20 protein-coding genes are annotated in these 20,951 nt (G+C 67.5%); 6 read left to right on the forward strand and 14 right to left on the reverse strand.

Translation table 11 applies throughout. The features are described 5' to 3' along the window. Nucleotides 1–11: 11 nt before the first annotated feature. Together C507_RS0107460 and C507_RS0107465 are read right to left on the reverse strand one after the other, a co-directional pair. A complete protein-coding gene (locus C507_RS0107460; RefSeq protein ID WP_210162103.1) occupies nt 12–1,535 on the reverse strand; it encodes an MFS transporter in 1,524 nt (507 codons plus the stop codon). Next, nucleotides 1,421–2,041, reverse strand: a complete 621-nt coding sequence (locus C507_RS0107465) for a glutathione S-transferase family protein (RefSeq protein ID WP_018699052.1) — start codon at nt 2,039–2,041, stop codon at nt 1,421–1,423. Before C507_RS0107465 ends, C507_RS0107460 begins: the two co-directional genes overlap by 115 nt. 159 nt (nt 2,042–2,200) lie before the next feature. Here C507_RS0107465 and C507_RS0107470 point away from each other — a divergent pair, with 159 nt between their 5' ends. Next, complete coding sequence (locus tag C507_RS0107470; RefSeq protein WP_018699053.1) at nt 2,201–3,034, forward strand: DUF3108 domain-containing protein; 834 nt, start codon at nt 2,201–2,203, stop codon at nt 3,032–3,034. Between the two features lie 6 nt (nt 3,035–3,040). On the opposite strand, the gene C507_RS0107475 is transcribed toward C507_RS0107470, so the two are convergent. Together C507_RS0107475 and C507_RS0107480 are read right to left on the reverse strand one after the other, a co-directional pair. After that, on the reverse strand, nt 3,041–3,811 hold the full coding sequence (locus tag C507_RS0107475; RefSeq protein WP_018699054.1) for a sulfite exporter TauE/SafE family protein: 771 nt from the start codon (nt 3,809–3,811) through the stop codon (nt 3,041–3,043). 166 nt (nt 3,812–3,977) lie between these two features. Then, a complete protein-coding gene (locus tag C507_RS0107480; protein WP_018699055.1) occupies nt 3,978–4,757 on the reverse strand; it encodes a sulfite exporter TauE/SafE family protein in 780 nt (259 codons plus the stop codon). Nucleotides 4,758–4,982: 225 nt separating this feature from the next. Between C507_RS0107480 and pheT the strand changes: the two genes are divergently transcribed. The 4 genes from pheT (at nt 4,983) to folD (ending at nt 9,191) form a co-directional block, all read left to right on the forward strand. Beyond that, the gene (pheT, locus tag C507_RS0107485; RefSeq protein ID WP_018699056.1) at nt 4,983–7,397 is read left to right on the forward strand and encodes a phenylalanine--tRNA ligase subunit beta; all 2,415 of its coding nucleotides are present in this window, start codon (nt 4,983–4,985) and stop codon (nt 7,395–7,397) included. 137 nt (nt 7,398–7,534) lie between these two features. Beyond that, nucleotides 7,535–7,825, forward strand: coding sequence for a YggT family protein (locus tag C507_RS0107490; protein ID WP_018699057.1), 291 nt, complete (start codon nt 7,535–7,537; stop codon nt 7,823–7,825). Nucleotides 7,826–7,847: 22 nt separating this feature from the next. Beyond that, nucleotides 7,848–8,168 carry a DUF167 family protein gene (locus C507_RS0107495; RefSeq protein WP_018699058.1) on the forward strand — a complete coding sequence of 107 codons (321 nt, stop codon included), beginning with the start codon at nt 7,848–7,850 and terminating at the stop codon, nt 8,166–8,168. A 123-nt stretch (nt 8,169–8,291) separates the two neighbouring features. After that, nucleotides 8,292–9,191 (forward strand): bifunctional methylenetetrahydrofolate dehydrogenase/methenyltetrahydrofolate cyclohydrolase FolD, encoded by a 900-nt coding sequence (gene folD / locus C507_RS0107500; protein ID WP_018699059.1) that lies wholly within the window; start codon nt 8,292–8,294, stop codon nt 9,189–9,191. Nucleotides 9,192–9,386: 195 nt separating this feature from the next. On the opposite strand, the gene egtD is transcribed toward folD, so the two are convergent. From egtD to C507_RS0107550, 10 genes are all read right to left on the reverse strand, one after another. Then, complete coding sequence (gene egtD, locus C507_RS20705; RefSeq protein ID WP_018699060.1) at nt 9,387–10,358, reverse strand: L-histidine N(alpha)-methyltransferase; 972 nt, start codon at nt 10,356–10,358, stop codon at nt 9,387–9,389. 86 nt (nt 10,359–10,444) lie between these two features. Then, nucleotides 10,445–11,731 (reverse strand): ergothioneine biosynthesis protein EgtB, encoded by a 1,287-nt coding sequence (egtB, locus tag C507_RS0107510; RefSeq protein ID WP_245559657.1) that lies wholly within the window; start codon nt 11,729–11,731, stop codon nt 10,445–10,447. Nucleotides 11,732–11,855: 124 nt separating this feature from the next. Beyond that, nucleotides 11,856–12,044, reverse strand: coding sequence for a Trm112 family protein (locus tag C507_RS0107515; RefSeq protein ID WP_018699062.1), 189 nt, complete (start codon nt 12,042–12,044; stop codon nt 11,856–11,858). 40 nt (nt 12,045–12,084) lie between these two features. Further along, nucleotides 12,085–12,765 carry an LON peptidase substrate-binding domain-containing protein gene (locus C507_RS0107520; RefSeq protein ID WP_018699063.1) on the reverse strand — a complete coding sequence of 227 codons (681 nt, stop codon included), beginning with the start codon at nt 12,763–12,765 and terminating at the stop codon, nt 12,085–12,087. A gap of 63 nt (nt 12,766–12,828) precedes the next feature. Beyond that, nucleotides 12,829–13,779 (reverse strand): thioredoxin, encoded by a 951-nt coding sequence (gene trxA, locus C507_RS0107525; protein ID WP_018699064.1) that lies wholly within the window; start codon nt 13,777–13,779, stop codon nt 12,829–12,831. 193 nt (nt 13,780–13,972) lie between these two features. Continuing rightward, a complete protein-coding gene (locus C507_RS0107530) occupies nt 13,973–14,491 on the reverse strand; it encodes a prolyl-tRNA synthetase associated domain-containing protein (RefSeq protein WP_018699065.1) in 519 nt (172 codons plus the stop codon). A gap of 165 nt (nt 14,492–14,656) precedes the next feature. Further along, nucleotides 14,657–15,016: a hypothetical protein gene (locus C507_RS20710; protein ID WP_018699066.1), complete on the reverse strand. Its 360-nt coding sequence runs from the start codon at nt 15,014–15,016 to the stop codon at nt 14,657–14,659. Between the two features lie 195 nt (nt 15,017–15,211). Next, nucleotides 15,212–15,637 (reverse strand): (deoxy)nucleoside triphosphate pyrophosphohydrolase, encoded by a 426-nt coding sequence (locus tag C507_RS0107540; protein WP_018699067.1) that lies wholly within the window; start codon nt 15,635–15,637, stop codon nt 15,212–15,214. 6 nt (nt 15,638–15,643) lie between these two features. After that, complete coding sequence (gene argJ / locus C507_RS0107545; RefSeq protein ID WP_018699068.1) at nt 15,644–16,876, reverse strand: bifunctional glutamate N-acetyltransferase/amino-acid acetyltransferase ArgJ; 1,233 nt, start codon at nt 16,874–16,876, stop codon at nt 15,644–15,646. A 17-nt stretch (nt 16,877–16,893) separates the two neighbouring features. Beyond that, a complete protein-coding gene (locus C507_RS0107550) occupies nt 16,894–17,757 on the reverse strand; it encodes a peptidylprolyl isomerase (RefSeq protein WP_018699069.1) in 864 nt (287 codons plus the stop codon). A 254-nt stretch (nt 17,758–18,011) separates the two neighbouring features. Here C507_RS0107550 and secA point away from each other — a divergent pair, with 254 nt between their 5' ends. After that, nucleotides 18,012–20,816, forward strand: a complete 2,805-nt coding sequence (gene secA, locus C507_RS0107560) for a preprotein translocase subunit SecA (RefSeq protein ID WP_018699071.1) — start codon at nt 18,012–18,014, stop codon at nt 20,814–20,816. Nucleotides 20,817–20,951 lie beyond the last annotated feature (135 nt).

Raw genomic sequence — 20,951 nt, forward strand, 5'->3', positions numbered from 1 at the left:
CGCCTCCGATCTCACTTGGGCCGACGCGGCTTCGCCGCGCCGGTATCGGCGAGGCATGCCCAGGCGATCGCCGCGCATCCGAGCTGGAGCGCCACGGCCGCACCCAGCGCCAGTTGCAGACCGGACTCGCCCGAACCGCCGAAGACGTACAAGGTCCCCATTGCCGCCACGCCGAGCGTCGCCCCGACGATGCGCGCCACGTTGAGCAGCGCCGAGGCCGTGCCTACACGGGCGGCTGGAACGGCCTCGACCACCACAGCCGCCATGGGGCCCATCACCATTCCCATGCCCACGCCGGCGAGCACCAGGCCAATCTGCGTCGCGGGCATCGAGACCGTCGCCAGCGCCGCCACGATGGCCGTTCCAACCGCAATCGTGGCGATGCCCCCGGATAGCATGAGCCGCTTTCCCAGGCGCCCCGAGAGGAAGCCGGAAAAGGACGCGACGATAACGAAGGCCAGCGCCATCGGGATCAGCGCCATTCCGGACGCCACCGGGCCGAAATGGTCGAGGCTCTGCCAGGTGAGAAGCAGGACGAAATAAAGCCCGTACATGCCAAACGTCATGGCCGAAGCCGCGGCGGCCGCCCCGCGAAATTCCAGGCTTGCGAGGATGTCCGGTGGCACCAGCCCTTCGGCCCCGAGCCGCGCTTGCCGGCGCAGGAACAGGATCAGCGCGACGAGGAAGACCGAGGCACCGGCAAGCGCGACTTCCGCGTTGCGGTGGACCTCGATCGTCGCGATGGCGAGCGCTCCAAGCGCGATCGCGCCCAGGATCTGGCCGCCCAGATCGAACCGGCGGTTCTTGGGATCCGACAATTCCGTCAGCACAATCGCCGCCAGCGGCAGCACGACGAGGCCGATGGGCACCACCACGAGAAAGATGCTACGCCAGCCGAACGCGCCCAGAAGGAAGCCGCCGAGGGTTGGGCCTATCGCGATAGAGAGGCCGTTGCAGGCCGCCCAGATCCCCAGCGCGCGCGAGCGGGCCGCCGGATCGGGCCAGGCCACGCTGAGGATGGACAACGACGACGGTACCAGCAGCGCGGCGGCCACGCCGGTGAGGGCCCGTCCGACGATCAGCACCTCCACCGTCGGCGCCGCGGCGCAGACGATCGAAGCCGACACGAAAAGCGCCACCCCGCTCATGAACACCCGGCGGCGGCCGTACATGTCGCCGAGCAGGCCGCCCGTGATCAGCAACACCGCGTAGAAGACGTTGTAGCTGTCCACGACCCACTGCAGCGTGCCGACGCGGACGTCGAAATAGGCGCCGATCGGGTGGGCGGCCAGATTGACAATGTTGACGTCGATCTGGGCGATGAGAACTGCGCCGCAGAGCGTGGCAAGAACCAGCCCCGGACGCCTGGGGGCCGCCCGGTCGACCGCCTTTCCGCCTCGCGCCGACTGTCGCCCGGGTATCAGAGCCCCTGGCCCTTCAGGGCGGCAGCGACGGCGGGACGCTCCTGCATGGCCTCGAAGTGTGCCGCCACCTTCGGGAAGCCGGCCATGTCGACCCCGTCCATGTCCAGCCAACGGGCGATGGTGAACAGGTAGGGGTCGGCGATCGTGTAGGTGTCCCCGAACATCCAGGGTCCTTCCAGCATGCTGTCCTCGATGATCTGGAAGCACGCGCTCATGGAGGCGGGCAGCTTCTCGCGCATGGCCTCGTGGGCGGCCGGATCGTCGGCCCAGCGATAGCCGCGCCGGCCATGAGCATGCGCCACATGCACCGTCGAGCAGAGATAGGAGTTCACCGCTTGGACCCGGGCAAACGCAAACGGGTCGTGGAGGGGCGCCAGCCCGGCCTCAGGCCAGGTCTGGGCGACCCATGCGAGCAGCGCCGGCGTTTCGGTCAGGACGCCGGCGTCCGTCACCAGCGCCGGCACGCGGCCCTTCGGATTCAACTTCAGGAACTCGGGCGCGTTTTGCTGATCCTTGCCGAAGTCGATGCGACTGAGCGTGTAATCCGCGCCCACCTCTTCCAGTGCGATGTGGGTGGCGAGTGCGCAGGTACCCGGCGAGAAAAAAAGCGTCAGCATGATGGGGAGCGCTCCACGAGGACGAGACGGCGAAAGCCTGCAGCAATGATGCGACATTCGCATGGATGCGGCCAGACGCCCGATCCTTGCTTCGGAACTGGATCTCTCGCCGGGGCGACTTAGATGAAGGCGGACCACCGAGGAGTGCATTCCCGTCCCATGACGAACCGACCGATCCGCCTCGCCACCCTGTCGCGCGCCGTGTTTGCGGGCCTGTGGGTTACCGCGCTCACGGCTGCGTCGGCCGACGCTGCGACGTTCAAGAGCCGCTACGACATATCCATAGCCGGCTACAAGATCGGCGAATCGAGCGTGACCGCCGAAGTAACCGACACCGCCTACACGCTCTCCGGCGAAGGCAAGGCGAGCGGCCTGAGCCGGTTGATCACCGATGCGCGCGGCACGGCGACTGCCTCCGGGCGGATGGCCAACGACCGGCCGGTCCCGGCGTCGTTCGGCTACACCTACCGGGAAGGCGACAACAGCTCCCGGCTGGACATGGCGATCCGCGGCAACACCGTCACCGGCCTCACGGTGGAGCCGGAGCCGGAACAGAAGGATCCCGAACCGGACCGGGTCGTGCTGACCGACGCCCACAAGCGCGGCATCACAGATCCCGTCTCCGCACTCGTATGGCAGGTAAAGGCGCCAGCCGGCTCTCACTCCTGCGACCGCACGGTGCCGATCTTCGATGGCGAGCAGCGCTACGACGTCCGCCTCACCTACAAGCGCCGCGACCGGTTCGACGGCGGCAGCAAGGCCTACCAGGGGCCGGTGATCGTCTGCCGGATCGACTACACGCCCGTCGCCGGTCACCGGGAAGGCAAGCGCGAGATCCGGGAGTTGAAGGAGAATTCCCGCATGGAGGTGTGGCTGGCGCCGCTTCCCGATCCGGGCTCCGACAGCGTTTTCCTGGTGCCGGTGGACATCCGCATCCCGACCCGGTTCGGCCTTCTGCAGATCGCGATGGACCGCCTCAGCGTGGAGCCCTGAGCAGGCTCAGAACAGCATTTTCGCGAAATTGCGCACGAGGAAGGTCACGCCGATGAGCGCCAGTATGATGTTCACCAGGATGCTGAGCGCAGAGACCGACATCCGCTCGCGGACCGCCAGACCAACCCGCTGGCCCAGATAGGACGGGATACAGCAGACCAGCCCCATGACGAGTTCGCTGCGCCCGATCAGACCGAGGACCGTCAGCCCGCCGCCAACCATCAGCAGCGTGATGGTGAACATCACCGAGGTGACCAGCGCGAAGAGCCTGCGGTCCAGACCGTAGGCGATGAACACCGGCAACGACGGGAAGGCGACGAAGGAGGTTGTGCCGGCCAGCAGGCCGGACACCAGCCCGGTCGCCGCGAGCACGGGAGCCCGCGGCGGCGGGCTCAATGGCGGCGTCAGGCCGGACAACTGAACCGCGGAAAAGACGATGAGCAGGCAGCCGATGATGACCTGCAGCGCCCCCTGGTCCAGCATGGAGAAGATCCTGAGCCCGATCAGGATGCCGATGATGAGGGCCAGGTAGAACGGCCAGTAGCGCGGCAGCCGCGGCGCGGCCTGACGCGACGCGTAGCCCTGGATCAGGTTGACCAAGATGGACGGAATGACGGAGATCCCGATGGCGATCGGCACCGGCATGAACATCGCGGCGAGGGAAACCGTCACCAGCGGCTGGCCGAAGGCGGCCGCCCCCTTCACGAAGCCGCCCAGGAGGTAAAGCCCGAGCAGAGCCCCGATCACCGGCCACGTGTAGTAGGGATCCAGACCCATCGGGCACCTTCTTCTCACCGTGGCCGGACAGGACCGATGCCGGGCAGCCGGTTCTTCTCGGCTCGGCTGAGCGAACTCTTGTCGCCCGTCGTCCGACCCGGATCAAGCATCCGCTCGACAATCCAGCATTGCGGGATTCACAGGTCAGCAGCAGCCGGCGGCCGGCTCAGACGACCGAGCGCACGAGGATCAGCGCGCCTGCGGCAAACAGTGCCCCGAAAAAGGCGCGCCGGAAGACCGCTTCCGGCAGGCGGTTGCGGAGCCGCTGACCGAGGGCGACGCCGACCAGTGCCGGAAGGAGACCGATAAGGGAGCCGATGCCGAGCGAGGCCGTCATGATACCCCGGTCGGCCAGAGCCAGCGACAGGGTCACCGAGGATGACGAGAACAGCATTCCGAGCGCCTGGATAAGCTGCGTGCGCGTCAGTCCGAGCGATTGCAGATAGATCACGCCCGGCATCACGAAGGAGCCGGTCATGCCGGTGACGACACCGTTGACGAGACCGGCGGCGATGCCCACCACGCGCTCCCTGCCGGGCGCGAGCGCAAAGCGGAGGCCGAGCATGCTGATCGTCGAATAGGTGATGAGGACCAGGCCGAGAAGCGCCGTGAGATAGCTGAGATTCACCCGTGTCAACGCGCCTGCGCCGATCCACACGGTGAGCGCGGCCGCCGCCAGGAACGGCCAGATGCGCCGGAAAGTGGTCGCCGCTCCGCCGCCCGCCAGCGCCTGCCAGATGTTGGTGACGAGCGTCGGAATGGTGAGCAGCGCGATGGCCGCCGGCAGCCCGAGGGTCGGTGCCAGAAGGACGATTGCCACCGTCGGCAGACCGACGCCGACGATACCCTTGATGCCACCGGCCAGGAGGAACACGCCCGCGATCCACAGGACGATGCCCGCCTGCAGCCCGCCGTTCGCGTCCAGCAGCGCCAGCTCTCCGATCATGGCCGGCCGGCCTGATCGGTGCACCGGGTCGAAGGGAGCGGGTTCACGGAACACATGGGACGGACTTTCGCGCGAACCGACCGTCGCAGGACGCGCGGCCGGGCGGCAATTCTTATCGCCGGGTGACACACGAAGCAAAAATGCTCTAGATCAGGCCCCAATCGGATTGCTCACGATCGGGCCCGAAGAGGGCCGCCCCGTTCCCATCGCCGAAGTGCTCCCATCATGAAGTTCACCCTGTCCTGGCTGAAGGACCACCTCGAGACCAAGGCTTCCCTCGACGAGATCTCCACGGCGCTGACCATGATCGGCCTGGAGGTCGAGGAGATCACCGACGCTGCCGCCGCGCTGGCGCCGTTCGTGGTCGCCAAGGTGGTGTCCGCCGAGCAGCACCCCAACGCCGACCGGCTGCGCGTCTGCATGGTCGATGCCGGCGACGGCACTCCGATCCAGGTGGTTTGCGGTGCCCCGAACGCACGCACCGGCATGACCGGCGTCTTCGCGCCGCCCGGCACCCATGTGCCCGGCACAGGCGTGGACCTGAAGGTCGGCGAGATCCGCGGCGTGGAGAGCCGCGGCATGCTTCTGTCGGAGCGCGAGCTGGGTCTGTCGGACGAACATTCCGGCATCATCGACCTGCCCGACGACGCGCCGGTGGGCACCGCCTACGCGGCCTGGGCGGGTCTCGACGATCCGATGATCGAGATCGCCATCACCCCGAACCGCGCCGACTGCCTGGGCGTCTTCGGCGTGGCGCGTGATCTCGCGGCCGCCGGCATCGGCCGGCTGAAGGAAACCGCGATCGCCCCGGTGACGGGCGACGGCCCCTGCCCGGTGGGCGTCACCCTGTCCTTCCCCGAAGGCGACCCGATCTGCCCGGCCTTTGCCCTGCGCAAGGTCAGCGGCGTGAAGAACGGCCCGTCGCCGGAGTGGCTTCGCCAGCGCCTCATCGCCATCGGCCTGCGCCCGATCAACGCCCTCGTCGACATCACCAATTTCCTCACCTACGACCAGAACCGGCCGCTGCACGTGTTCGACGCGGGGAAGGTCAACGGCGATCTGACCGTGCGCCGCGCGAATGCCGGCGAGACGCTGCTGGCGCTGGACGGCCGCACCTACACCTTCGACGAGACCATGTGCGTCATCGCCGACGAGGCGGGAGTGGAGTCCATCGGCGGCGTGATGGGCGGCGAGGAAACCGGCTGCTCGGAAGAAACCACCGACGTGCTGATCGAATCGGCGCTGTGGGATCCGCTGTCGATCGCCCGTACCGGCCGCGCCCTAAACGTCGTGTCCGACGCGCGCTTCCGCTTCGAGCGCGGCGTCGACCCGGCCTTCACCCTGCCCGGCATCGAGCTCGCCACGAAGCTGGTGCTGGAGCTGTGCGGCGGGACGGCGTCTGAGGTGCTGCTGGTCGGCGAGATCCCGGCGGAGCGCCGCACAATCGCCTTCCCGGTTTCCGAAGTGGCGCGCCTCTCTGGCATCGAGGTGCCGCACGCGCGGATCGTGGAGATCCTCACCGTGCTCGGCTTCGAGGTCGCCGGCTCCGGCGACGTGCTCGACGTGACGGCGCCGACCTGGCGCGGCGACGTCGAGGGCAAGGCCGACCTGGTCGAAGAGGTGGTGCGCATCGTCGGCGTGGACGAAATTCCGTCGCAGCCGATGCCCCGCCTGACGCCGGTCTCGCGCAAGGTTCTGACGCCGATGCAGGTGCGCACCCGCAGTGCCCGGCGCACCCTGGCCGCGCGCGGCTTCGTGGAAGCGCTAACCTGGTCGTTCGTGTCGAAGCCCCACGCGGAGGCCTTCGGTGGCGGTCAGCCCGAGCTGGCGCTGGCCAATCCGATCGCCAGCGACCTGTCCGACATGCGCCCGAGCCAGGTGCCCGGCCTTGTCCGCGCCCTGCAGAAGAACGCCGATCGCGGCATGCCGGACCAGCCGATATTCGAGGTGGGTCAGGTCTTCCTCGGCGACGGCCCGCAGGACCAGAAGACGGCCGCCACGGGCATCCGCCGTGGCACCGCCAAGCCGGCCGGCACCGGCCGCCACTGGTCGGGCAATTCCGGCGCCGTCGACGTGTTCGACGCCAAGGCCGATGCGCTGGCGGTGCTGGCCGCCGTGGGCACGCCGGCGGAGCGTGTGCAGGTCAGCCGAGACGCGCCGTCCTGGATGCATCCCGGCCGCTCCGGCACCCTGCGCCTCGGCCCGATCGTGCTCGGCCATTTCGGCGAACTGCATCCGAAGGTCCTGGACCTGCTGGACGCCGATGGCCCGGTGGTGGCCTTCGAGCTGCATCTCGACGCGGTGCCGCCCGCCAAGCAGAAGCCGACCAAGGTCAAGCCGGCACTTGCCGCAAGCGACCTGATGCCGGTTTCCCGCGACTTCGCCTTCGTGGTCGACGAGGCGATCGAGGCGGCGGACCTGCTGCGCGCCGCGCGCGGTGCGGAGAAGACCCTGATCGCCGGCGTCGACGTGTTCGATGTCTACCGCGGCACCGGCATTGAGCCCGGCAAGAAGTCCGTCGCCATCGAGGTCACCCTGCAGCCGCGCCAGCAGACGCTGACCGACGAGGAGATCGACAAGGTCGGCGAGAAGGTGGTCGCGGCCGTGGCCAAGGCCACCGGCGGCACGCTGCGCGGCTGAGCGCGACGGCCACGGCACGCTCCGTCCGCACCTTGCGGCGGACGGATGCGACCGCTATGTGACGATCAGTTACCGCACGCTCCGCGGCGGCGTCCGGCGCCGCGAGCCTCCACGATCACACCGGCTGCGGAGCCAGCATGCTGTCGCTCATTCAGGTCCTTCTGCTCGCGATCAAGATCTACACCTGGATCATCATCGCGGCGGCCATCTTCTCCTGGCTCTACGCCTTCAACGTCGTGAACCCGCGCAACCAGTTCATCGGCATGGTGGGCAATGCCCTTTACAAGATGACCGAACCGGTGCTGCGGCCGATCCGCAACATCCTGCCGGATCTGGGCGGCATCGACATCTCGCCGATCGTGCTCCTGCTGCTCCTGTTCTTCCTGCAGCAGCTCATCATCAACAATCTTGCGCCGCTGGTGATCTGACGCGCGAACGGCAGGCCGGGCCATGTCGGTTGCGGCCGTTCTGACGCCGGACGGCGACGGCGTTCTCGTGCGGATCCGGCTGACGCCGAAGGCGGACCGCGACGCGCTGGACGGTATCCGCAAACTTTCAGACGGAACGGAAGTGGTCGCGGCACGCGTGCGCGCCATCCCCGACAAGGGCAAGGCGAACGCCGCCCTCGAGGGGCTCCTGGCCAAGGCGTTCGGGCTGCCGAAATCGGCCGTTGCGCTCAAGGCCGGCCACACCGCACGAATCAAGACCGTGCGGTTCGATGCGGCGCCCGACAAGGTGGCACAGATCCTCTCAGATCTTCCAGCGCTCTGAACCCGGTCGATCCGCGTGCCTGATGGCGCGGATCGAAGATCGTGATGTCGCGCCCGGTCGTTTCCCCGGTCGCCGGCATGGTCTAGGAAGGGTTCGATTTTCCTTCTCCGACCGGAGCACCGCATGACCGCCACGATCATCGACGGCAAGAGCCGCGCCGCCGCCCTCGACGCCAAGGTCACCGACATCGTCGCCGGCCTGAAAGCCGATCACGGCCTGACGGCGGGCCTCGCGGTCGTGCTGGTCGGCGACGATCCGGCCAGCGACATCTACGTGTCGAACAAGGTGCGCCGCACCGAAGCCACCGGCATGCGCTCCATCGAGCACCGGCTTCCCGCCGACACCGGCGAGGACACGCTCATCGCGCTGGTGGAAAGCCTCAACGCCGACCCCGAGGTGGACGGCATCCTCGTCCAGATGCCGCTGCCCAAGCACATCGACAGCGACCGGGTGGTGATGACCATCGACCCGGCCAAGGACGTGGACGGGCTGCACCCGATGAACGCCGGCCTGCTGGTGCTGGGCCGCTCCGCCCTCGTCGCCTGCACGCCGCAGGGCTGCGTGGATCTCGCCAAGCAGGCGCGTGGCGGCGATCTCTCGGGCCTCGACGCGGTGGTAATCGGCCGATCCATCCTGGTGGGAAAGCCAGTCTCACTCCTGCTGCAGAACGAGAACTGCACGGTCACCATGGCGCATTCGCGCACGAAGGACCTCGCCGACATCTGCCGGCGCGCAGACATCATCGTGGCCGCCGTTGGCCGGCCGGCCTACGTGAAGGCGGACTGGATCAAGCCGGGCGCCACCATCATCGACGTCGGCATCAACCGCATCCCGGCCCCGGAGCGCGGCGAGGGCAAGACGCGTATCGTCGGCGACGTTGATACTGAGCCGGCGAAGGAAATGGCCGGAGCCATCACCCCGGTGCCTGGCGGTGTCGGGCCGATGACCATCGGCTTCCTGCTGGTGAACACGGTGATGGCGGCCTGCCGCCGGCGCGGACTGCCCGAGCCCAAGCTGGACTGAGCATCCTTCCAGATCGCAATCGCGGCCGGCGAACCGGTGCCCACTTCGCCTTCGATTGCAGAGCCAGCGCGCGACCGCGCGCCGCCCGGTCAGGGCGCCCACCCGGAGCCGTTGAGCGAAGCGAGCTCGGCGTGAGGGGATTCTTTTGATCGCAAAGCCGGACGGCGAACCGGTGCCCACTTCGCCTGGCTTTGCTCAGGCCCGGACCACGTGCAGGCTGAACAGGCCCTCGTCGTCGATCCAGTAGCGGTCGGGCGTCCAGCCGGCGCGAACGGCGAGCGCCTGGAAGTCCTCAGGCGCGTATTTGTGCGAGCTTTCCGTGTGGATGGTCTCACCTTCGGCGAACGCGATGGGCTGCCCCAGCACGGTCACCGTCTGCTCGGCGAGCGAGACCAGATGCATCTCCACGCGGCTCTTTTCCGCGTTGAAGCGGGCCTCGTGCCGGAAGGCAGCGAGGTCGAAGGTCCCACCGAGCTCCCGGTTGATCCGGTTGAGCAGGTTCTTGTTGAACGACGCGGTGACCCCGACCGGATCGTCATAGGCCGCCACCAGCCGCTCGGGATCCTTGCACGTGTCAATTCCGATGATCAGGTCGTCGGCCTGGCTCTCCTCGCGCAGCCGGGCGAGCAGCGCAATCGCCTCGTCCGGCTCGAAATTGCCGATGGTCGAGCCAGGGAAGAACAGCACGCGCTCGCCGTCCGGCAGGTCTGAGGGAAGCACGAAAGCGCCGGTGAAGTCGGCGACGACAGGCGCGACAAGCATGTCCGGATAGGCGGCGCTGATCGACTGGGCCAGGAAGACGAGCTGCTCCGCGGCGATATCTACGGGCACGTAAACAGCCACCCGCTCCGCCAACGCATCGAGCAGAAGCCGGACCTTGACGCCCTCGCCGCTCCCCGGCTCGATCAGGATCAGGTCCTTGCCGAGGCTCTCGGCGATCTCCGGTGCCCGGGCGGCAAGGAGGCTCATTTCCATCCGGGTCGGGTAGTAGGTATCCAGCTCGCAGATGGCTTCGAAGATCTTGGCGCCGAGCGCGTCATAGAGCCATTTTGGCTCCAGCGTCTTCGGAGCAGCGGAAAGACCGGCGAGCACGGACTGTGCAAAGTCGAGATCGAGAGTCGTCCCCTCGTCCTCCTCTGTGCGGGCGGCGTTTGCGCCAGGCGCCATCGGCCTATCCTCCAGAAGTCGTGTTGCGTGACGGCCGGCGGCCGGCGGGTGGAGCGGCGCGGGAGCCGCCCGGTCGTGAACGGGTATCAGCGATCACGCGCAAGGCGCAGGCCTGAGAACTGCCAACGCTGATGCGGATGGAAGAAGTTGCGGTAGGTCGCGCGGGCATGCGCTCGCGACGTGGCGCAGGACGCGCCGCGCAGCACCCACTGGTTCACCATGAACTTGCCGTTGTACTCGCCTATGGCGCCCTCCGGCGGCACGAAGCCGGGATAGGGGGAATAGGCCGACTGGGTCCACTGCCAGACATCGCCGTACATCTGTGTCAGGCCCGGGCCGGTTGCGGGGCGCGGTCGGAAATGGCCGCCCTCGACGAAGTGGCCATCCACCGGAACGGTCGACGCAGCGTGCTCCCACTCCGCCTCGCGCGGCAGCCGGGCTCCGGCCCAGCGGGCAAAGGCTTCGGCCTCGTAATAGCTGATGTGGGTCACCGGGGCGTCCGGATCGACCGGCTGGGCACCGCGCAGACCGAAGCTCCACCAGACGCCGTCCTTCTCGAACCAGTAGAGCGGCGTCGTCCAGCCCTCCTGTTCGCGCACCGCCCAGCCGTCGGACAGCCACAGCGTCTGCGTCTCGTAACCACCGTCGGCGATGAAGTCCTGCCACTCGCGGTTGGTGGCCAGGCGATCCGCCAGCTCGAACGGCTCCAGCCACACCTTGTGGCGTGGTCCCTCGTTGTCGAAGGCAAACCCTTTGCCGTCGTGCCCAATCTCCACGAGACCGCCGTCGAAGGCCTGCCACGTAATCTCCGGCTCGCGACCTGCGGTAACGGCGAGCGGCTCGGGCGCGCGGTAGGCCGGCATCTCAGGATTGAAGGAGAAGGCGTGCAGGAGATCGGTGAGCAGAAGCTCCTGGTGCTGCATCTCGTGGTGACAGCCGAGCTCGACAAGCCGCGCTATCTCCACGGCGGCATCCTTCGGCGGGCTCGCCAGAAGGTGGGACACCGCCCGGTCGACCGCATGGCGATAGTCGAGAACCTCGCTCGCCGATGGCCGCGTCACGAGGCCGCGCCGAGGCCGCGCGAAACGCGTGCCGGCCTGCACATAGTATGAATTGAAAAGGTGGAGGTAGCGCTCGTCGAAGAAGCGGTAACCCGGCACGTACTGGCCGAGAACGAACTGCTCGAAGAACCAGCTGGTGTGGGCCAGATGCCACTTGGCCGGGCTGGCGTCCTCCATGGACTGGACGACCAGATCCTCGGGCGAAAGACCATCCACCAGCGCGAGCGTCCGGGCCCGCGTTTTGGCGAACAGGTCGCCCGACCCGCTGATCGCCCGTTCAACCACTTTCCGATTGGCTGTCGATCCGCCCACGGGTCCCCTCCGTTGCCTGATTGCCGGTCAGCCGATCAGGTCAAGATGGGACCTCGATCGGGGTTGTCGAGGGAATGGCGGCCAAAAAGAAAGTTGATCGGGACGGGAACAAAAGTGCGAAACGTCATGCGTCCAGCGGGCGCGCCTCGTCGGCCAGCATGATCGGGATGCCGTCGCGGATCGGATAGGCGAGCTTGGCGGCCCGGGAAACCAGTTCCTGGCGCTCGGCATCATATTCTAGCGTCGTCTTGGTGACGGGACAGACGAGCATTTCCAGAAGCTTCGGGTCGACCTTCTGCTTCGCTTCGTTCATCGATCGCTCCAGCGTTGCGCCGCCCACCGCGGACACGGCCTCAATTGATGGTTTGGTTGTCGTCTCCGCCGGCGCGCGCCAGCTCGATCTCGGTGATCGCGACCAGCGTCTCCGCCCGCGCCTTCAGGTTCGGCGCCTCCAGAAGCGCCTGCTTCTCGGCCGGACCATAGGGGCTCATCATGGAAAGCGTGTTGACCAGCGTTTCGTTCGACGCCTCGCGGACGCTCTTCCAGTCGGCCTGCAGGTCGTTGGCGGAAAGATAGTCGCGGAACGCCTTGATGACGGCATCACGATCGACCTCCTCCTCGCCGCGCGGCACACCCAGGTCGGCGGCATAGTCATCGACGGAGACCCGGCACATGCGGAACGGCGTCGTGGTCGACATCTCTTCCTCGATGCGGAACCGCGTGATGCCCGAGAGGGTCACCAGATACCGACCGTCGCCGCTCTCCTGGAAGGCGGTGAGCCGGCCGAGGCATCCGACCTCGCACAGGGGTGGCGTGTCGCCGCCAAGGTTGCCGTCACCGTCAAAGCGCGGCTGCACCATGCCGATGACCCGATCGGCACGCAGCGCGGCGTCGATCATCGCCACGTAGCGCGGCTCGAAGATGTTGAGCGGCATCTGCACGCCCGGGAGGAGGAGCGCGCCCTCCAGCGGAAAGACCGGAATGACGACCGGCACGTCGGCCGGCCGCCCGTAGCTCTTGTTGCCTGCTTCCATTGCTTCAGACCTTCTCGACGAACGGGTCCCCCCCGAACCGTCGGTTGTTCCTGCGCATATAGGTCAGGAGAAGAGCAGCGACGACATCCTGCGCCGCCCTCTGACGCTGGCCGGATCCTGAGGTCCCCACGTATCGAACAACGACACCAGCTTGGTGCGCGCCGCGCCCTCGTTCCACTCCCGGTCGACCTTGAGGATCTCCAGAAGCTGGTCGACGGCCTCGTCACGCCGGTTGCGACCGGCGAGCGCCACGGCCAGGTCGAACCGCGCCTGATGGTCGGCCGGATCGGCGCGCACTTGGGCCTCCAGGGTCCCGACATCGCCGGCCTCCGCCGCCTCGTCGGCAAGGGCGATGGCAGCGTAGGCCGCCGCAATGGCCGGCTCGCCCAACCGGTCGGCCGGAACCATTTCAAGCGTCTGTCGGGCCTCGTCCACCTGACCCGCATCGATCTGGCAGAGCGCGAGGCCGGCAACCGCCTCCAGCGCCTCCGGATCCTGCTGCAGGACGGCGACGTAGAGATCGGCTGCGCCCTGAAGGTCACCGGAGCGGCGCAGCGCATCGGCCTGGGCAATCGCCTCGGCGGAGCCAGCACCGGCACCGGCCGGTCCCGCAACTCGCTCGATGAACTGCTTCACCTGGCCTTCCGGCAGCGCACCCATGAACCCGTCCACCGGCTGTCCGTCCTGGAAGGCGATGACGGCCGGGATCGACTGGATGCCGAGCTGCTGGGCGATCTGCGGATCTTCGTCGATGTTCAGCTTGACCAGCCGCACGGCTCCCTTCGCGTCCTGCACGGCCTTTTCGAGAACCGGCGTGAGCTGCTTGCAGGGGCCGCACCACGGCGCCCAGAAGTCGACCAGCACCGGCACCGAGCGCGACGCCTCGAGCACGTCCCTGGCGAAGGTTGCTGTGGTGGCGTCGCTGATGAGCGCGCCGTCGGCCGCTGCCGGTGCGGCTTGCGCACTGCGGACCTGCTGGCCGTCGCTTCCGAGAATGATCGGCGTCTCACTCATGGATGGATCCTGTTTCTACCGAGCGCTCGATGTGTCGTCCGTTCGACGCGACTTACACCACGTTCGCACGCCGCCTGTCACGCCGCGGCGAACGGCCATGCACCGGCGATCGCCCCTCTCAAGCGCCGATAGCAGCCGGAAAGGCGCATACCGACACCGTTGTTGTGCCTGAAATGGGCATTTCGCGCGGAGATTACAAACCGGCGGCGATCGCCTCGTCCGTCACGGCAAGCACCTGTGGGGGATGCCCCTCCTCGGTGAGGAAGCGGATGAGATCGTCCCGGCCGATGGACGTGGTCGCGGTGTTCTCGAGCGGATGGAAGTTGACGACGTCGTGGGCCATAAGCCCGGCGTCGAGAATGACCGTCACCCGGCCGTCGCCATCGTTGACGATGCCGAACGGCGTGACCGAGCCGGGCGCCACGCCAAGCAACTCCATCAGCAGTTCGGGCTTGCCGAAACTGACGCGGCCCTGGGCACCGATAAGCGTGTGGATCCGCTTCAGGTCCACCGTGGCGTCAGCCAGAACGGACACCAGGAAGACCCTGTCCTTCTTGTCCTTCAGGAACAGGTTTTTGGAGTGGCCGCCGGGGATACGGTCGTGAAGGTCTTCGGACTCCCCGACCGTGAAGACGGCCGGATGGTCGGTGGTCGGGGCCTCGATGCCGCGGGCGGCGAGGCGGTCGAGCAGGGCGGCGCGGGTCAGGGGCATGGGCATCCTTGGCGGGTGGAGCGGGCTTCGCATTCCCTCTTATCCGGCAAACCGCCCCCATCGCTACCCGTGCCCCGTCGGGCAGATGGCACAGACGCACGACGCCCCCGGGATTTGGAGTCCCGGAGGTCGTCGCTGTGGGATCTTCGTCATGGTCGTGGCGTGTCAGCGGCGGAAGCAGACCCGCTCACGGACCCAGACCCGGCGACCGATATAGGGGTCGTAGACCTTCACCCGCTCGATGCGACAGCGCCGCGGCGGATAGTAGCCCACGTAGCCCGGGCCCCAGGCGTGCAGGCCGGGACGGCGATGCGGGCCGCGATGACCGTGGTGACCGTGCCGGCCGGGACCGCGATGGGCATGGTGACGCCCGCCGTGACCGTGCCTCTTCTTCACCTCGACGGTGCGGCTTTCGATGTTGGTGGCGAAGCTCGCGCCGTTCAGCGGGGCGGCGTTGGCGCCGAGAGCCCCGCCGGCGATGGCGAGCGTCGTGGCAACCAGGATGATCGTCTTCTTCGCAAACATGGCTCTCTCCTCTCCGTTTCCGGCGGGGGTCTTCCCTGCCGATGAGTGGAGAATGGGGACGAGGCGGCCGCGACGAAGTGACGCCCGTCACGATGGCCGGTCAGCCTCGGCAGAACCGTGCGCGTTGGTGACGGACGTCACGCAAAATGGGCGATTTCCGCCCTGGCGCTCCGTGCGGCGGGAGGAAAGAGGGGATCAGCCGAGCAGATCGATGAGGTGGGCGACCAGCGGCTCGTCGGCCGGCGGCAGCGGCAGCTCGCGCATACGCTTGGGATAGACCCAGCGCAGCGGCTGCCCTTCCAGTCCTTGCGGGTTCCCCTCCCAGCGCCGGCAGACATAGAGCGGCATGAGGAGGTGGAAGTCGTCGTAGCCGTGGCTGGCGAAGGTGAGCGGCGCGAGGCACGGCGGGGTGACGGTGATGCCGAGTTCCTCGGCAAGCTCGCGCACCAATGTGTCCTCCGGCCGCTCGCCGGCCTCCACCTTGCCGCCGGGGAACTCCCAGAGCCCCGCCAGCGCCTTGCCCTCGGGGCGCTGAGCCATGAGCACTCGCCCGTCCACGTCCACCAGGGCGCAGGCAACCACGAGAACCATGCGTACGGAGGCGCCCTCTTCGGCCGGCATCCCGCCCTAGCTCCGGTAGTCACCGTTGATGGCGACGTATTCCTTGGTCAGGTCGCACGTCCAGACGGTGCCGGTGCCGCGTCCGATGCCCAGATCGACGCGGATGGCGATCTCCGGCTGCTTCATCACCTGGGACGCCGCGGCCTCGGAATAGTCCGGGTCGCGCTCACCGTTGACGGCGACCCGGATGTCGCCGAACCAGATGGCCAGCCGGTCGCGCTCGGCTGGCTCGCCGGCCTTGCCGACGGCCATCACCACCCGGCCCCAGTTGGCGTCTTCGCCGGCGATCGCCGTCTTCACCAGCGGCGAGTTGGCGATGGAGCGGGCGATGGCGCGTGCCGAGCCGGCCGACTGCGCGCCCTCCACGGTGACGGTCACGAACTTGCGGGCGCCCTCGCCGTCCTTGACCACCTGATGGGCGAGATCGCGCAGCACGTCGTTGAGCGCCGTGCGGAACCGCCGGGCGGCGGACGACGTGGTGCTCTCGATGGGTACGTTGCCAGCGGCACCGGTGGCGAACAAGAGCACCGTGTCGGACGTGGAGGTGTCGGAATCGATGGTGATGGCGTTGAAGGTGTCGCGCACCCCGGCCTTCAGCATCCGCTCCAGCACACCCGGCGCAATTGCCGCGTCTGTCGCGATGAAGGAGAGCATGGTCGCCATGTCGGGCGCGATCATGCCGGCGCCCTTGGCGATGCCGTTGATGGTGACGGTCGTGCCGCCGATGTCCACCGTCTGGGTCGCGCCCTTCGGGTAGGTGTCGGTGGTCATGATGGCCCGGCCGGCCGCTTCCCAGCCGTCGCTGCCCAACTGCGCGACGCAACCGCCCAGCACGGCACCGAACTTGGACGGATCGAGCGGTTCGCCGATCACGCCGGTGGAGGCAAGAAAGACGGAATCGGTCGACACGCCGAGGGCCTCGCCGACCAGATCTCCAGAGACGGTCACCGCCTCCCGGCCCTTCTGGCCGGTGAAGGCGTTGGCGTTGCCGGAGTTGACGAGCAGGGCCCGGGCCGCTCCCCCGCCGACATTGTCCCGGCACCAGTCGACGGCGGCCGAAGGACACTTCGACCGGGTGAACACGCCGGCGACGGCGGTCCCCTCGTCAAAGGCCATCAGCAGAACGTCGGTGCGACCGGCATATTTGATACCCGCCTGGGCCGTGGCCATCCGCACCCCGCGGATGGCCGGCAGCTCGGGAAACCGGGCCGGAGCGAAAGGAGACACGCCGCTCGACATGGACCGCTCTCCGGACCTTACTGGTTGCCGCCGGAGGTCGTGGCCGCGTCGCTCTCCGGAGCGGCATCGGCCGGCGCGTCGAGACGCTCCACCGTGGTCGCGTCCTTGAGCTCGGCGAGGCGCTGCGTCAGGAGTTCGCGCACCATGGCCTCCCTGAGCTGCTCCTCGACGTCGGCAAAAGCCGGCGGCTGCTGCTCGCGCTTGTCCTCGACCTTGATGATGTGGAAGCCGAACTGGGTCTTCACCGGCTCCTCGGTATAGGCGCCCGGCTCAAGCGCGAAGGCGGCGGCCTCGAACTCCGGCACCATCTGGCCCTTGCTGAAGTAGCCCAGGTCGCCGCCCTTCGGACCGGACGGGCCGGTGGAATGCTGCTGCGCGAGCTCGGCGAAATCGGCGCCGTTGTCGAGCTCGTCGATCAGCTCGTCCGCTTCCTCGGCGGTCTCGACCAGGATGTGACGCGCCTGGATCTCTTCCTGCGGGTCGAGCTTGGCGATCTCTTCCTCGTAGCGGGCGCGAACCTCGTCCTCGCCGACCGAACCCTCGATTTCCTGCTCGAAGTAGATGTCGCGCAGGGCCTGGGACTCCAGGAAGGACAACTCGGCCTTGAAGTCCGCGCTCTCGTCGATCCCGGCAGCGCGCGCGGCGTTCGCCATGACCTGGAGATCGATCAGGGCCTGGATGACCACTTCGCGGCGCTGCTCCTCCGGAACCTGCGTCAGGCGGGGGCCGAGCATGTCGGTCGCGCGGGAGACATCGGCATTCGTAATGGTCGCGTCGCCGACGCGCACGACCACGTCATCCTGGGCCAGCGCGGTCGCGGCTGCCGGCAGGGCGATGGCCGCGGCAAGCGCGCAGGACCGGGCGAATTGGCTGATAAGCATCAAAAACTGCCTTTCAAAATGCGGGTGCCCCCATACGAAGCGCCGGCACACTGTCGGAAAGCGGTCACGTTGACAACCATCAGGCCCCCTCTTATGTCTCGGCTGCCGCCTCGGATCCCACGCTTGCGAGCGCCAGGTCCGCCCCGTCCGGCAAGAGCTTTCCCATATCGGTCGATGAGGTCGACCTCCGGGGCTTCCGGCGAGGCACCCAGCCGGCAAAGAATTGCAATGTCCCCTCGGAGGTTAGAGCGGCCATGATCGGGCTCGGCGGATTGACCCGAAAGATTTTCGGCACCGCGAACGACCGGAAGCTGAAGAGCTTCACCGGCCGCGTGGAGAAGATCAACGCACTCGAACCGGAGCTGCAGGCGCTCGACGACGACGCGCTCAGGGCCCGGACCGACGCCTTCCGCGAAGAGATCGCGGCGGGCAAGTCGGTGGACGAGTTGCTTGTCCCCGCGTTCGCGACAGTGCGCGAGGCCGCAAGGCGCGTTCTCGGCCAGCGTCATTTCGACGTGCAGCTGATCGGCGGCATGGTGCTGCACGAGAGCGGCATCGCCGAAATGAAGACCGGCGAGGGCAAGACGCTCGTCGCGACCCTGCCCACCTATCTCAACGCGCTGACCGGCAAGGGCGTTCACGTCGTCACGGTGAACGACTACCTGGCCACCCGCGACGCCGACTGGATGGGCCGCGTCTACCGGTTCCTCGGCCTGAGCGTCGGCAAGATCGTCCACGGCATGTCGGACGAGCAGCGGCGCGAAGCCTATGCCTGCGACATCACCTACGGCACGAACAACGAGTTCGGCTTCGACTATCTGCGCGACAACCTCAAATACGAGGCGGCGACCATGACCCAGCGCGGTCATGCCTTCGCGATCGTCGACGAGGTGGACTCCATCCTGATCGACGAGGCGCGCACGCCGCTGATCATCTCCGGCCCGCTGGAGGACCGCTCCGAGTTCTACACCGCGATGGACATGTTCGTCCCGCAACTGGACGAGGAGGACTACGAGCTCGACGAGAAGATGCGCTCGGCATCCTTTACCGAGGCCGGCAACGAGCGGCTGGAGCAGATCCTCGGCGAGGCGGGGCATCTGAAGGGCGAGTCGCTCTACGACGTCGAGAACGTCTCCATCGTCCACCACCTCCAGCAGTCGCTGCGCGCCCACAAGCTGTTCCAGCGCGACCGGGATTACATCGTCAAGGACGGCGAAGTCGTCATCATCGACGAATTCACCGGCCGCATGATGCCCGGCCGCCGCTACGGCGACGGACTTCACCAGGCGCTGGAGGCGAAGGAAAAGGTCGCGATCCAGCCGGAAAACCAGACGATCGCGTCGATCACCTTCCAGAACTATTTCCGCATGTACGACAAGCTGGCCGGCATGACAGGCACGGCGTCGACCGAGGCGGAAGAGTTCATGGACATCTACCGGCTCGAGGTGGTCGAAATCCCGACCAACCTGCCGGTTTCGCGTATCGACGACGACGACGAGGTCTATCGCACGGCGGCCGAGAAATACGCGGCCATCGTCGCTCTGATCGACGACTGCCACGAGCGCGGCCAGCCGATCCTCGTCGGCACGACCTCCATCGAGAAGTCGGAGCTGCTCGCTGAGAATCTGAAGAAGGCCGGCTACCGCCAGCGCGACTTCTCCGCCCTCTACGACCCGAACCGCAAGACCGCGGCCAAGGTCTTCCAGGTGCTCAACGCCCGCTACCACGAGCAGGAAGCCCACATCATCGCCCAGGCTGGCATTCCCGGCGCGGTGACGATCGCGACGAACATGGCTGGCCGAGGCACCGACATCCAGCTCGGCGGCAATGCCGATCTCCGGATCGAGCAGGAGCTGGCCGATATGCCGGAGGGCCCGGAGCGGACGGCGCGCGAGGAGCAGATCCGCGCCGACGTGGTGAAGCTCAAGGAACGCGCCCTCGCCGCCGGCGGTCTCTACGTGGTCGGCACCGAACGCCATGAAAGCCGGCGCATCGACAACCAGCTGCGTGGCCGGTCGGGCCGCCAGGGCGATCCGGGCCACTCCCGCTTCTACCTGTCGCTCCAGGACGACCTGATGCGGATCTTCGGATCCGACCGGATGGACGGCATGCTGCAGCGGCTGGGCCTCCAGGAGGGTGAGGCGATCGTCCACCCCTGGATCAACCGGGCGCTGGAAAAGGCGCAGTCGAAGGTCGAGGCCCGCAACTTCGACCAGCGCAAGAACGTCCTCAAATACGACGACGTCATGAACGACCAGCGCAAGGTCGTGTTCGAACAGCGGCTGGAACTGATGTCCGGCGACACGGTCCAGGAGACCGTCACGGACATGCGCTACGACGTGGTCGAGGGCCTCGTTGCCAAGCACATTCCGGAGAAGGCCTATCCCGAACAGTGGGACACGGCCGGCCTGAAGGAAGCGGTCCGCACTACCCTCAACCTCGACCTGCCCGTCGACGAATGGGCAAAGGAAGAGGGTATCGCCGACGAGGAGGTGAAGGAGCGCCTGACCGCCGCTGCCGACGAGGCTGCGGCCCGCAAGGTCGCGAAGTACGGTCCGGAACTCTGGCGCCAGGTCGAGAAGTCGGTAATCCTGCAGATCCTCGACCATCTCTGGCGCGAGCACCTTGCCACCCTCGACCATTTGCGGTCGGTGGTCGGTTTCCGCGGGTACGCCCAGCGCGATCCGCTGCAGGAATACAAGACCGAGGCCTTCTCCCTGTTCGAGGGCATGCTCGCGACGCTTCGCGAGATGACCACGGCGCAGCTCTCGCGCATCGAGTTGCAGCAGGCGCCGCCGCCGCCCACCGACGCCGACCTGCCGGAAATGCACGCCCATCACGAAAACCCCACCACCGGGGAAGACGAGATGGAAATGGCCGACGCCGAGCTTGCCTACGCCGGCGGCACGGCCACTGCCACACGGCCCGCCGGCTCGGCATCCGCGGCCCCGGCGCGCGATCCCAACGATCCGAAGACCTGGGGCAAGGTTGGCCGCAACGAACTTTGCCCGTGCGGCTCCGGCAAGAAATACAAGCACTGCCACGGCCAGTTCGGCTGAGGCGGCGGACAGCATCGCTCGCGTGGACGCGGCAACGCGCCCACGGGGCATGCCGCACGCCACCGCAGCGCATCGCGCCGGCAGGATCCGGCGGCCTTGCCTTTAGACCCGGGGTTGCGCGTTGACGAGGGCTTG

Origin of the sequence: Amorphus coralli DSM 19760 (assembly GCF_000374525.1) — a bacterium.
GTDB lineage: Bacteria > Pseudomonadota > Alphaproteobacteria > Rhizobiales > Amorphaceae > Amorphus > Amorphus coralli.